General features: G+C 38.2%; 14 protein-coding genes and 1 tRNA gene. 8 read left to right on the top strand and 7 right to left on the bottom strand.

Features of this window, described 5'->3' with window-relative positions; translation table 11 throughout:
* Positions 1–26 precede the first annotated feature (26 nt).
* Together GHI45_RS05620 and GHI45_RS05615 are read left to right on the top strand one after the other, a co-directional pair.
* Positions 27–554 (top strand): YqeG family HAD IIIA-type phosphatase, encoded by a 528-nt coding sequence (locus GHI45_RS05620; protein WP_147779845.1) that lies wholly within the window; start codon positions 27–29, stop codon positions 552–554.
* A gap of 258 nt (positions 555–812) precedes the next feature.
* Positions 813–1,655 (top strand): hypothetical protein, encoded by an 843-nt coding sequence (locus tag GHI45_RS05615; protein ID WP_147779844.1) that lies wholly within the window; start codon positions 813–815, stop codon positions 1,653–1,655.
* 116 nt (positions 1,656–1,771) lie between these two features.
* Here the strand turns inward: GHI45_RS05615 and zwf are convergent, their stop codons facing one another.
* Positions 1,772–3,280: a glucose-6-phosphate dehydrogenase gene (gene zwf, locus GHI45_RS05610; protein ID WP_147779843.1), complete on the bottom strand. Its 1,509-nt coding sequence runs from the start codon at positions 3,278–3,280 to the stop codon at positions 1,772–1,774.
* A gap of 255 nt (positions 3,281–3,535) precedes the next feature.
* The gene (locus tag GHI45_RS05605) at positions 3,536–3,715 is read right to left on the bottom strand and encodes a hypothetical protein (protein ID WP_147779842.1); all 180 of its coding nucleotides are present in this window, start codon (positions 3,713–3,715) and stop codon (positions 3,536–3,538) included.
* 187 nt (positions 3,716–3,902) lie between these two features.
* Between GHI45_RS05605 and GHI45_RS05600 the strand changes: the two genes are divergently transcribed.
* The 4 genes from GHI45_RS05600 to GHI45_RS05585 all read left to right on the top strand — a co-directional run bounded on the left by GHI45_RS05600 (position 3,903) and on the right by GHI45_RS05585 (position 6,195).
* Positions 3,903–4,763 (top strand): MIP/aquaporin family protein, encoded by an 861-nt coding sequence (locus GHI45_RS05600; protein ID WP_147779841.1) that lies wholly within the window; start codon positions 3,903–3,905, stop codon positions 4,761–4,763.
* A 100-nt stretch (positions 4,764–4,863) separates the two neighbouring features.
* Positions 4,864–4,946, top strand: a tRNA-Leu gene (locus GHI45_RS05595).
* Between the two features lie 57 nt (positions 4,947–5,003).
* Positions 5,004–5,210: a hypothetical protein gene (locus GHI45_RS05590; protein ID WP_147779840.1), complete on the top strand. Its 207-nt coding sequence runs from the start codon at positions 5,004–5,006 to the stop codon at positions 5,208–5,210.
* A 100-nt stretch (positions 5,211–5,310) separates the two neighbouring features.
* On the top strand, positions 5,311–6,195 hold the full coding sequence (locus tag GHI45_RS05585) for an NAD(P)-dependent oxidoreductase (protein WP_147779839.1): 885 nt from the start codon (positions 5,311–5,313) through the stop codon (positions 6,193–6,195).
* A gap of 88 nt (positions 6,196–6,283) precedes the next feature.
* Here the strand turns inward: GHI45_RS05585 and GHI45_RS05580 are convergent, their stop codons facing one another.
* The 5 genes from GHI45_RS05580 to argS form a co-directional block, all read right to left on the bottom strand.
* Positions 6,284–6,715 (bottom strand): hypothetical protein, encoded by a 432-nt coding sequence (locus GHI45_RS05580; protein WP_147779838.1) that lies wholly within the window; start codon positions 6,713–6,715, stop codon positions 6,284–6,286.
* 128 nt (positions 6,716–6,843) lie between these two features.
* Positions 6,844–7,509, bottom strand: a complete 666-nt coding sequence (locus GHI45_RS05575; RefSeq protein WP_147779837.1) for a hypothetical protein — start codon at positions 7,507–7,509, stop codon at positions 6,844–6,846.
* Positions 7,510–7,709: 200 nt separating this feature from the next.
* The gene (locus tag GHI45_RS05570) at positions 7,710–8,414 is read right to left on the bottom strand and encodes a hypothetical protein (RefSeq protein ID WP_147779836.1); all 705 of its coding nucleotides are present in this window, start codon (positions 8,412–8,414) and stop codon (positions 7,710–7,712) included.
* Between the two features lie 122 nt (positions 8,415–8,536).
* On the bottom strand, positions 8,537–8,863 hold the full coding sequence (locus GHI45_RS05565) for a helix-turn-helix domain-containing protein (RefSeq protein ID WP_147779835.1): 327 nt from the start codon (positions 8,861–8,863) through the stop codon (positions 8,537–8,539).
* Between the two features lie 359 nt (positions 8,864–9,222).
* Positions 9,223–10,911, bottom strand: a complete 1,689-nt coding sequence (gene argS / locus GHI45_RS05560) for an arginine--tRNA ligase (protein ID WP_147779834.1) — start codon at positions 10,909–10,911, stop codon at positions 9,223–9,225.
* A 160-nt stretch (positions 10,912–11,071) separates the two neighbouring features.
* Here argS and argR point away from each other — a divergent pair, with 160 nt between their 5' ends.
* Both argR and GHI45_RS05550 read left to right on the top strand, forming a co-directional pair.
* Entirely contained in the window at positions 11,072–11,521 is a 450-nt protein-coding gene (gene argR / locus GHI45_RS05555; protein WP_147779833.1) for an arginine repressor, read from the top strand.
* Positions 11,508–11,858: a YlbF family regulator gene (locus GHI45_RS05550; RefSeq protein ID WP_147779832.1), complete on the top strand. Its 351-nt coding sequence runs from the start codon at positions 11,508–11,510 to the stop codon at positions 11,856–11,858. The genes argR and GHI45_RS05550 overlap by 14 nt, the downstream gene beginning before the upstream one ends.
* Positions 11,859–11,895 lie beyond the last annotated feature (37 nt).

The raw sequence follows: 11,895 nt of genomic DNA, 5'->3' as shown, positions 1-11,895 counted from the left end.
ACACAAAAATTTGGTATAATGAATTTATGAAGATTGATAATTATAAACCAGATTACATGATTGAAGCTGTTTATCAGCTCGATGCTGAAAGTTTGAAAAAATTGGGAATTAAGGCGGTCATGGTTGATTTGGACAATACTTTGATTGCTTGGAACAATCCAGACGGAACACCAGAATTACTCGACTGGCTCAAAAAAATGCGCGAAAATGAAGTCAAAGTCATCGTTGTTTCAAATAATAAGCAGGCGCGTGTGGCGCGTGCTGTGGAAAAGTTTGGCGTTGATTATATTTGGCGGGCAATGAAGCCCTTTGCTTTTGGGATTAACAAGGCACTCAAACAATTTGGCGAAAAGCCAGAAGAAGTTGTCATGGTTGGCGATCAGTTGATGACCGATATTCGTGCTGCTCACCGTGCAGGCGTCAAAAGTATCTTGGTTCAGCCACTTGTCAGCTCTGACGCATGGAACACTCAGTTCAATCGTTGGCGCGAGCGTCGAACATGGAAAAAAATCATTGCTCGAGATGGACAACCAGTGTGGAAAACGAAACTTTAAGATTGGAAAATTCCAATCTTTTTTCTGTTGATAAGTGGCCCAAAAAGTAATTCACAGTTTAAAGCTTGATTTTAGGCGGTTTGTTAAAAGTTATTAACAGTTATCCACAGTTTTTAGGGTAGTTTCCACAAAAATGTGGAAAACTGTGGATAAAATAAGCTAGTTATGCTCAAAAAACAAAAAAACTGTAATAAAAAAAAGACAAAATTCTTTTTTTATGTTATAATGTCCTTAATTAAAACTTAAAGGAATGATTTCATGAATAAAATCTTATCACAAACACTCATGTTTATTTCTACTGTTTTTGCACTTGGAATAATAAGTATTTCGGTCAAAGCTGACACTAACATTTACCGTTTATCAAGCTCGACAGGTGCACATCTTTACACCTCAGATACCAATGAATACATGACGCTAGATGGTAATGGTTGGACAGGAGAAGGTGTCAAATTTGAGACTTCATCAACTGGAACACCGATTTATCGTGTCTATAATCCAGCTTCAGGCGAACATCTTTATACGAAAGACCTCAATCAAATCCGTGTTTTAACCACACAAGAAGGTTGGACTAAAGATAACGGTGGAAATCCTGTATTTTATTCCAATGGAAGCATTCCTGTTTACGGCTTGTACAATTCAAAAGCAGGGATTGGTTCTCATTTTCAGACGGCTGATGTTAATGAAAAGAATGCCCTTTTAAAGCAAGGCTGGAAAGCAGATGGAAGCAACGCCATTGCTTGGTATGCTTCAGGAAACACAGTTATTGCGCCGATTGATTATCGAGCTGTTGTGTACAATTTTGTGGAATACAGCTTAACTCATGACCAAACAAAGGGACTTTCTTACTATTTTGCAGGTAGTATGGGAGGCTATACACTCAATGTGCTTGACCAATTAAAGCGTGTTGCTGCGGTTGACTATCCTCAAATGAATTTCCAACAATATCAAGTTTATATTGGATGTTCAAATCCAAATTTCTACCTCGCTTTTCCAAATGCAAGGAATACTTACAATACAGTTTATATCAATATTTTAGGAAAAATCATGGCACCTCCATTCTACGCAGGCACCCAATCTGTTCCTTGGCATGCGCTTAACTGACAGATAAAAAATCTAATAGATAAATGCTAAATTCTATTTATTATACATATCATGCTTTTTGAGAGATAAGCATAAAAAAATACCCTCTGTCAGTACTGACAAAGGGTGTTTTTATATTATTTATCGAAATAACCGCGTTCACGGTACCAAATATCTGGTTGCCATGCCCATTCGCGACCGTCACGAGCGAGCAAATCAAACGCTTCGACAGGGCCCATAGAACGAGCAGGATATGTTGGCAATGATCCTTCTTCATTGTCCCAAGCTTGACGTACCACGTCAATCAGTTCCCAAGCGCGAGCAGCTTCTTCCCAATGGCTAAAGTTCGTTCCATCGCCTTGAAGCACATCCAAGAACAATTTTTCATAAGCTTCAGGAGAATTTCCCAAAAACTCTGAATCGTGACGGAAACTCAAACGCAGGGGATCCAAGTGGAAGCCTTGACCAGCAGCCTTTCCATTGACTGAAAGAGAAAATCCTTCAGTCGGTTGAATATAAATGGTCAACACGTTTTGGACGGGTTGTCCGTATGAAGTGTCAAAAAGATTATCATCAGATTTCTTAAAGACGATGTTGATTCGTGTTCCTTTTTCAGTCATTCGTTTTCCAGAACGAACATAAAATGGTACGCCTGCCCAACGTTCATTGTCAATCAAGAATTTACCTGCTGCAAAAGTTTCTGTGCGGCTGTCAGTGCTGACAGAGTCTTCATTCGTGTAGTCAATGTAAGTTTCGCCATCAAATTTACCCACTGCATATTGTCCGCGGACGAAGTTTTCGAGTGCTTCTTTTGGTGAGTATTGACGAATGGCTTTGAGCGCCTTTACTTTTTCTTCAACAATATGTTGCTCGTCAAATTTGACAGGTTTTTCCATTGCAATCAAACTCAAGACTTGTAAGACGTGATTTTGGATCATATCTTTCAAAGCACCAGAAGTTTCGTAGTAGCCTCCACGATCTTCGACACCGATGAATTCAGAAAATGTAATTTGTACATTGTCGATGTGTTGGTTGTTCCACAAGGCTTCAAAAATAGGATTTGCAAAGCGAACAGCAGAGACAGACTGAATCATTTCCTTACCAAGATAATGGTCGATACGGAAAATTTGTTCTTCAGTAAATACTTTTGATAAGCTATCGTTGAGTGCTTTGGCAGTTTCAAAACTTGTTCCAAATGGTTTTTCGATAACGATACGCTCGAAACCTTTTCCAGTCAAAATTTGTTCAGATTTCAGATGTTCTGCAATGGTTCCAAAAAATTGTGGTGCCATGGCTAAGAAAAAGACCTGATTGCTGTTGGTTTTGTATTCCGCAGCTAATTTTTCGCCTAAATTTTTCAGAGTGATGTAATGTTCAGCGTCTGAAACATCGTGACTTTGATAGAAGAAGTGACTTGCAAATTCTTCGGCTTCAGTTTTTGAACGCATCAAGTCTTTGATCGAATCAAGGACGATGCTACGATAAAACTCATCTGTCCACGGACGACGTGCTGTACCAATCACTGCAAAGTTTTCTGCAATCTCTCCTTTTTTGTAAAGTCTAAACAAGGAGGGGTAAAGTTTACGCTTTGCCAAATCTCCTGTTGCTCCAAAAATAGTAAATAAAACAGCTTGACTGTCGTTCATGATTTCTCCTTTTCTCCATCTTTAAATCAATCACTGTAAACTAAGTTTACACATTTTATGCTCAAGTTTACACTAGTTAACCTCTAAACGACTTTTAAGTCGGTTAGTAGATTAACTGTAAATATACTGCCTTGCGCTTGCCTTTTTATCAGTCGCTTCAGCGACTAGAGAAAACGGTCAAATCTTTTAAGCGCAAGAAGTGGTTTGCGTAAAACGCAAACTTTAACTTCTATGCTTTTTAGAAGTTAAACAGTATTACACATCATTTTCAGCATAATCAATGTATTCATCGACATAATCCAGATACTCTTTTTGTAGAGTGGCTTTAAAATCTTGATACTCAAGTTCAGTGTAATCACGGTTTGCGATTTTTGCATTATAAAAAGGCAAATTGAGTTCTTTTCTCAGTCGGTTTTCAAGTTCTTCTTTAGTCATGACGCCTCCTTTGATGATTTAAAATAAGTTAAGTTAATTATATCACATCAAGAGGCAATACGAGTATTGTTAACAACTCATCGACAAATTAAAAAAAGATTAAAAAAAGATGATGAAATTAGTTATATTTAAGTTCTATATGATAAAATAAAGGTATATTTCAATTTGAAAGGATATTGAACTTATTATGACAGATTCATGGATGATTAAGTACCTTGCTGAAGGCATCGGTACAATGTTTCTCGTTTTGCTTGGTAATGGGACCATTGCTGCAGTAACGTTGAAAGGATCTAAGAACAAAGGGATGGGCGGCTTGTCTATCGCTTGGGGATATGGGATTGCGTTGATGCTTCCTGTATTGGTTTTTGCAAATGTTTCAGGTGCACATGTCAACCCAGCGTTGACACTCGGACTTGCTTCTGCAGGACTTTTCCCTTGGGCACACGTTGCACAATATATCTTGGCGCAACTTTTGGGGGCTATTGTTGGTCAGTTACTCGTTGTTGCGATTTACAACCAATATTACCTTAAAACAAACGATGGCGACTTAGCTTTAGGCACATTTGCTACAACAAATGCCCTTGAAGATTTAGGTCGTACAAAAGCCATGATCAATGGTTTTGTTAACGAAATGATTGGTACATTTGTTCTTGTCTTTGGTATTATGGGATTCACAACCAATTTCTTCGGTGCAGAATCAATCAAATGGTATATGAATTACGCTAAAGAACAAGGTGCAGACATTACATCAAGCAGCACTGTAAGTCAAATCTGGACTTCTGTTTCAGGTGCATCTGCCTCTAAAATGGTTGGCGCATTGGCAATCGGTTTGTTGCTCGTTGGTCTTATCACTTGTTTTGGTGGCCCAACTGGTGCAGCGCTTAACCCTGCGCGTGACCTCGGTCCACGTTTGGTTTATAAGTTCATGCCAACATCTGTTTTGGGCGAAAAAACAGACTCAAAATGGTGGTATGCTTGGGTTCCTGTTGTTGCTCCACTTTTAGGTGGTGTCATTGCCGCAACGGTATTTAAACTCATGTTTAACTAAGCTTCTGCTTTAAAAGTTCTTGCAAATTTCCCATGAAACTGGTATCATAGAGAGGTTGATAAAATGTTTGAGTTTTCAAAAGCTTGACATTTGACCTATTGGGGAAGTGGCGGAATGGCAGACGCGCATGCTTCAGGTGCATGTACTCGTTAGGGTGTGGGGGTTCAAATCCCCTCTTCCCCATCATAATGAAAGGCGGTTGGCTGGAAAGCTGGTCGCTTTTTGTGTAGAAAGGGAAAGATGAGAATTAGTAAAACAGAATTGCAAGCATTGATAGATGAGAACCCGCTCCGCTCGCTCAGTAATATCGGTGAGACGGTTGGTCAATCAAGAGCAGACATCGAAAAATTGATGAAAACTTATAAATTAGATGCTTACAGATTAGAAAAAATTAAGAAATTGCGTCGTAAAGAAGGACGCAAACGCAAAGATAATGTAGAACGATAAAATTGATTTTTTTGCAATGGACGCTTTGTCATCAAGAAGTTTTCTTGTTTCTTGATACGATTCGTGCTTGCTAATATAAAAAAATTGGCGGAGGTCAAAAATGAAAATTGGATTTATTGGCACGGGCGTTATGGGTGCTAGCATGGCGGGGCATTTGCTCGATGGTGGACATCAACTTTTTGTCTTCAATCGAACAAAAGCAAAGACAGATGACTTGGTTGCGCGTGGTGCAACCTATTGCGCTAGCCCTCAAGAAGTAGCTGAGGCAGCAGAAGTTGTCATTTCGATGGTAGGTTATCCAAAAGACGTACGCGAAATTTACTTTGGCGAGGCGGGTGTTTTTAAAGCTGATGTGACTGGCAAAATTCTTGTTGATATGACGACATCAGAACCAGCTCTTGCTGTTGAAATTTTTGAAAAAGCAAAAGCCGTCAGCGCTGACAGCCTTGATGCGCCAGTTTCTGGTGGTGATATTGGTGCAAAAAATGCAAGTTTGACCATCATGGTTGGTGGGGACGAAGAAGTCTATGAAAAAGTCAAACCTCTGTTTGAAATCATGGGAAAAACGATTGCTTATCAAGGTAAATCTGGTAACGGACAGCATACAAAAATGGCCAATCAAATTGCGATTGCTGGAACGATGACCGCCATGACTGAACTGATGGTTTATGCAGATAAAGCAGGACTCAATCTTGATACTGTTTTGACCACTGTCGGTGGTGGCTCTGCGGCTACATGGAGCTTGACAAATTATGCCCCTCGCATCCTGCGAGAGGATTTCACGGCTGGCTTTTTCGTCAAACATTTCATCAAAGATTTAGGCATTACACTTGCCGAAGCGGAGAAAATGTCGCTTGATCTTCCTGCTACTGCTGGAGCGAAGCGCTTATATGATCAGTTGGCAGATAAAGGCTTCGAAAATGATGGCACACAAGCCCTGATTAAATTGTGGTGGCTGGACGGTAAGCGTCCTGATTGTAAGTAAAATTGTGAAGTGAATTTATTTTCGTAACGGGAAATGATAAAAAACGACTGAACATCAGTCGTTTTTATTTTTGTCAGTAATGACGGGGTTAATTGTAGGATTCATCGATAATTTTGTTGTCACGATACCAGACTTCAACATGGTCAGTAATTTTTGCAGCTTCTTTTTTATTATATGATTTTTTTAACCAGCTTGTGATATCGCGGTCTAAATCTTCTCGACTAATAATTTGTGTTGCCTTGACAGATTCTGCTTTTTTATCATCGTAAACAGAAGCGAAACTAGGAATTTCGATTTTCAGATTTTTGAAAGTCTTTTTTGAACTAAAGCTACTTTGCGGTGTTCCAGTGACCGTTGTCCCTTTTACATTTGTAAAAAGCTCAGATTCAATTTTTTCCTCAGTATTATAGCGATTGACGACATCATCTTTCCCTTTGGAATAAGCAATGAAAATTGTTACGAAAAGAGCGAGTAAGACAATACTTATTTGTATGACGTGTGTTCGTTTTGAAGTTTTCATTCATTCTACTCCTTTGATTTCTACTGTTTTTTCATCAAGGAGATAAGTACTATCCTTTTTGTCAAATGTCATCGAGACGTGTCTGATGTCATTTTTGATCTTACGAAAAAGATTTAAAGTATTGTGTTTTACAATGAAATTCCTTTAACCGTAATGCTTTTATCTTTGTTGCGTGTAAATTCTACATTGGGAGTCTTGTCAACTTTTTCCCAACTTCCAAATTCCAATTTTGTGTTGTTGTGTAGATATTTACTGAATTTGCTTGTCAGATCATTTTCTTGGTTTTTAGTGATATCTCCATAAGTTGTGGTAACACCATCGTTATAGGTTTTAACTGGTGAACCATTATAATCAATCTGATAATTTTTTGCTTCCTTTTCCAGTTCGTCTGAGTTAATAGAGTTAATCCAGGCTTCTTTGAGTTCCTTGCTATAGGCATCGTCTGAAAAAAGGGAACTGGTGTTGTTAACTTTTGGAATGGAAATAATAAGTTCATCTTTAGATTTACTTGTCCAATTAAACATCTTTTCAATGCCATTGAGAGGTATACTATCAACTGAAGTGCCTTGAATTGCTGAAAAAGCATCGTTAGATCTATTATGTTTTGCAACAGCAACTTGTTGATCGTGGAATGGATTGAAGGTGTCAATCATGACACTCATCCATTGTTTCAATAATAAGGGACCCACTAAAATGAGTACAAGGGCAAGAATGCCAATGAGTAGATATTTTTTAAAAAAATTCCTAATCTTTGAGAAGCCAAATTTTGCTCTGCCATCTGATGTGTTTTTCATAAATTTTTCTCCGAGAAAATAAAAATATTTATTCTTTTCAATACGTATATATTGTAACAAAAACATGTAAATAATACAATTGTGTAAATAATAGTGATAAAAATAAGCAAAATAATATATTGTAAAATCTTGCGTGAACTTTTCTAAAAATAAAAACGACTGAACATCAGTCGTTTTTATTTTTGTCAGTAATGACGGGGTTAATTGTCACTATTGACGAACTTTAAATCACTGGCTTGTAATTTTACAGTGAGTTGCTCTCCTGATTTGAGATTGAGTAGATTTTCAAGGTCCTCTTGAGCATATTTACGCACTTTTTCTTGGCGATCTTTGTCATTCATGACAGTGTTTGTCGTTTTTGAAACTGTTTCTTGTGTTTTTTCACTGAAGAATTTTTGAGCTTCGGCTCCAGCTGTGACGGCATCAACCACTCGATCCACAAGTCCTGCGCCTGTTTTTACCGTCGTGATTGTTCCATTTTGCTGAGAATCAACATTGACAGTAATCGGATTTTTGAAGGTCAAAACATTGTCTTTAATGTTGACGTCTTGCTCCGTAATGTCTTGAAGCGCAAGTTTAAACTCCGTTTTAACAGGGACTTCAACAGTCAAGTTTCGACTAACGAAAAATGAAGTTAATGGTTGAGACCAGCTTGGCCAGTCTTTAATAGCATTGTTGGTAAAGGTCTGCGTGGTTGTAGTGTCAGACTCAGCAGCAGCAACAACGAGTTCTGATTTCTGTGAAAATTTATTGACAACGCTCGTGTATTCGGCGCTTGTAGTACCAGAAAATGGATTAAGTCCTTTAAAATACGACTTTGCGACAAAAAATCCAATGACTAGGACAAGGACGACGATAATAATGGTTGCGACTTTATTTGCTAAAGCTTTTCCCAATGCTTTCATTGATGCTCCTCTATTGATTTTGACTGTCAGCGCTGACAGCTTATAGTGGTTTAATTATAACATGATATGGTTAAAGTTAGAAAAATATAAGAGAATTGAATTTATTCTCCTATTTTTTATAACTAGATTTGATTTTCCAACGCAGCAACAATTATATTAAGTGCATTACCTAAATCATTTGGTAAACCACCGTTCAGGTAGAAATTTAAATCATCCGTACGGCCTAAAAGGTAGTCTGCACTACAATTTAATACTTCACAAATTTTCACAAAGTTATTCATTGAGGGAAGCTTAGTCCCTTGCTCGTAGTGTCCGATTGTTCCTTCAGCACATCCAATTTTTGAGGCAAGTTCTGCTTGTGTTAACTTGCGGGATTTACGTAATCCGGATAGTCGCATTGCAATAAATTCAGTTGACATTTGTCCTCCAGCGGAGGTAATTTTTTTCATGATATGAAATCCTCCTACTGTACGCGATGTAAAACTTGCGAATTCATTCTCTATAGTTTATGACAACTAGCACACCCGTGAAGTATAGAGAATGAACCTATGGGCGTGTTGAATATGATAAATTAAAGATATGAATTTTTCTAGTTTTATGAAATCAGACAGAGAGGATAAAAAATATGGGAAAGTTATTACTTCACTTGTTTTTAATTTTTATCACAGGAGGCTTGTGGCTCATTGTTTTATTAGTTATATTTCTTACGAAAAAAGACTAATAATGTTAAAGCGTTATGCAACTAAATAAAAATGACAACAAAAAACAGTCCTCAGATAAGGACAGTTTTTTATCAGCGCTTGAGAAATTACATTTCTTCAGGGGCTTCCACTCCAAGCAAGCGCAGTGCTTCTTTCAATACAATCGCTGTTGCATTGGCAAGTGCAAGACGGCTTTGCAAGCCTTCATTGGCTTCTAAGATACGAACGTGTGCATAGTATTTGTTAAATGCTTGGGCCAATGTGATGGCGTATTTAGCAATAATACTTGGTTCATATTTGTCAGCAGCACGTCCAATGGTATTGCCAAAGTTTTGGAGAATTTTAACGATTTCCCAGGCTTCAGCAGGAAGTTCAGTAAATTGAACTTGGCTTGGTGCAAAATTGGCTTTACGTAAGATTGAACGGATGCGCGCATAAGCATATTGTACATAAGGCCCTGTTTCGCCTTCAAATGAAACCATTTCTTCAAGATTGAAGTCATATCCATTTGTACGGTCAGTTTTCAAGTCATAGAACTTGATGGCACCAGTACCGACTTGGTGAGCAACTGTTTCTTTATTGGCAAGGTCAGGATTTTTCGCATTGATTTGGCTCAAAGCACGTTCAACAGCTTCGTCAATCGTTGGTTCGAGGCGGATGATGTTTCCTTTACGTGTGGACAATTTCTTGCCATCACGTGTAACGAGACCAAATGGAACATGTTCGATGTCTTTTGCCCATTCGTAGCCCATTTCAGTCAAAACAGCTTTGAGTTGTTTGAAGTGGCCAGTTTGTTCGCCACCAACGACATACAATGATTTCGCAAAATCATAAGTTCGTTTGCGATAAATAGCAGCAGCAAGGTCGCGCGTGATGTAGAGCGTTGCGCCATCAGATTTCTTAATCAATGCTGGATTTAAGTCATATTTTTCAAGTTCAACAATGGTTGCGCCTTGAGACTCTTTGAGCAATCCCTTAAGTCCAAGGATTTCAACAACTTCAGCCATTTTATCATTATAGAAAGCTTCACCGTTGTAGCTATCAAAATCAACGTCCAACTTGTCGTAAATACGTTTGAATTCAACGAGTGATTCGTCACGGAACCATTTCCACAAGGCAAGAGCTTCTTCGTCGCCATTTTCAAGTTTACGGAACCAGTTACGTGCTTCTTCATCAAGTTCAGGTTTTTCTTCGGCTTCGGCATTGATACGGACATAAAGTTTCAAGAGTTCATCGATAGGATGAGCTTTTACAGCAGCTTCATCGCCCCAAAGTTTGTAAGCCGTAATCAGCATACCAAACTGTTTGCCCCAGTCACCGAGGTGATTGATACGGACAGGATTGTAGCCCATCTTTTGGTAAATGTTTGCCAGGCTGTCACCGATGACAGTTGAGCGCAAATGACCGATAGAAAAAGGTTTTGCAATGTTTGGTGAACTCATGTCAATCGTTACATTGGCCGCATTTCCAGCATTTTGATCAGCATAATAATTTTCTTTGTCAGTGATTTCATTGATGACGGTAGTTGCTACGGCGTCTTTGTCAAGGAAGAAGTTGACGTAAGGCCCAGTTGCAACGACCTTTTCGAAGCCTGTTGTGTCAATCTTTTCAGCTACATCAGCTGCAATCATCTGTGGTGCTTTATGCATGATTTTTGCAAGTTGGAAAGCTGGGAAAGCAAGGTCACCAAGCTCAGAAGTTTTTGGTTTCTCGATAAGTTTTTCAATTTGTTCTAATTCTAACGCTCCGTCAAGTGCGTTAAAAAGAGCTAACGATACTAAATTTTTTTCATTCATGCTTTTATTTTATCATATTTTGCAGTAAAAAAAGCTATTAAATATCCATTTTTCATGATAATTCTTCTTCTTGGAAATTAAGCAGAAAATTCCCGCTAATTCCTGATTTTCGGTATGTTTTTTGTTAAAAAACTGTAGTAAATATGTTATAATTATACACATGAAGAGAGCGGAACGATTAAAACTAATCACATCAATTATTTCAAGTTATCAAATTTCGACGCAAGAAGATTTACAATCTTATTTGGAGCAACAAGGCATCGAAATTACACAGGCTACTTTGTCACGCGACATTCGCGAATTAAATATCATTAAAAAACGTGAAAATGGCAAAAGTTTTTACTCTTTTTTGACTGACGAGAAAAGTGCAAACCGTTCAAATTTACAGCTTCATTTTGCTCGCTTCGTAGTTAAAGTAGCAACTGCGAGCGTGATGGTCGTGGTTCATACGCATCTTGGGGAAGCAGATTTACTTGCTAACGCGATTGATGCTGAAAACCGTCCAACCATTTTGGGAACGATTGCGGGTGCGGACACCTTGCTGATTACATGTGCTTCAGAAACTGCTGCAAAAACGCTAGTTTTGGAGATAAAAGATGCCTTACGATGAGAAAGTTGCTCAGTTGGCAAAAGCTGTCTCTGAGCTTGATTATGTTCAAGATTTTAGAAAAACAGAAGCAAAATTGCGTGCCAATACTGAGCTTTTTTCATTACAAAATGAGATGAAGCAACTCCAGAAAGATGCCGTCTTATATAAAAAAATTGGCAAAATGCAGGCCTTTAAAGAAACGTCACAAGCTGCACAAAAAATTGAAAAAAAACTGAAGAAAGACCCGCTCGTTGAACAATATTTTATCAAGTTGAAAGATGTCAATGACTTAGTTCAGTATGTGACGCATGAAATTGAACAAAAAGTGAACCATTTATTAGAAAATGATGAAAAATAGCCTTTGTCAGTACTGACAAAGGTTAAATAATAAGAAA

Source organism: Lactococcus sp. dk101 (genome assembly GCF_009601055.1).
Lineage (GTDB): Bacteria > Bacillota > Bacilli > Lactobacillales > Streptococcaceae > Lactococcus.
The sequence above is the reverse complement of the archived record's forward strand: the minus strand, read 5'-3'. Positions and strand labels throughout refer to the sequence as shown.

What these genes read in the sequence shown, in the direction of transcription:
- GHI45_RS05620 (WP_147779845.1), top strand. Translation starts at nt 27, where the DNA reads ATGAAGATTGATAATTATAAACCAGATTACATGATTGAAGCTGTTTAT.
- GHI45_RS05615 (WP_147779844.1), top strand. Translation starts at nt 813, where the DNA reads ATGAATAAAATCTTATCACAAACACTCATGTTTATTTCTACTGTTTTT.
- zwf (WP_147779843.1), bottom strand. Translation starts at nt 3,280, where the DNA reads ATGAACGACAGTCAAGCTGTTTTATTTACTATTTTTGGAGCAACAGGA.
- GHI45_RS05605 (WP_147779842.1), bottom strand. Translation starts at nt 3,715, where the DNA reads ATGACTAAAGAAGAACTTGAAAACCGACTGAGAAAAGAACTCAATTTG.
- GHI45_RS05600 (WP_147779841.1), top strand. Translation starts at nt 3,903, where the DNA reads ATGACAGATTCATGGATGATTAAGTACCTTGCTGAAGGCATCGGTACA.
- GHI45_RS05590 (WP_147779840.1), top strand. Translation starts at nt 5,004, where the DNA reads ATGAGAATTAGTAAAACAGAATTGCAAGCATTGATAGATGAGAACCCG.
- GHI45_RS05585 (WP_147779839.1), top strand. Translation starts at nt 5,311, where the DNA reads ATGAAAATTGGATTTATTGGCACGGGCGTTATGGGTGCTAGCATGGCG.
- GHI45_RS05580 (WP_147779838.1), bottom strand. Translation starts at nt 6,715, where the DNA reads ATGAAAACTTCAAAACGAACACACGTCATACAAATAAGTATTGTCTTA.
- GHI45_RS05575 (WP_147779837.1), bottom strand. Translation starts at nt 7,509, where the DNA reads ATGAAAAACACATCAGATGGCAGAGCAAAATTTGGCTTCTCAAAGATT.
- GHI45_RS05570 (WP_147779836.1), bottom strand. Translation starts at nt 8,414, where the DNA reads ATGAAAGCATTGGGAAAAGCTTTAGCAAATAAAGTCGCAACCATTATT.
- GHI45_RS05565 (WP_147779835.1), bottom strand. Translation starts at nt 8,863, where the DNA reads ATGAAAAAAATTACCTCCGCTGGAGGACAAATGTCAACTGAATTTATT.
- argS (WP_147779834.1), bottom strand. Translation starts at nt 10,911, where the DNA reads ATGAATGAAAAAAATTTAGTATCGTTAGCTCTTTTTAACGCACTTGAC.
- argR (WP_147779833.1), top strand. Translation starts at nt 11,072, where the DNA reads ATGAAGAGAGCGGAACGATTAAAACTAATCACATCAATTATTTCAAGT.
- GHI45_RS05550 (WP_147779832.1), top strand. Translation starts at nt 11,508, where the DNA reads ATGCCTTACGATGAGAAAGTTGCTCAGTTGGCAAAAGCTGTCTCTGAG.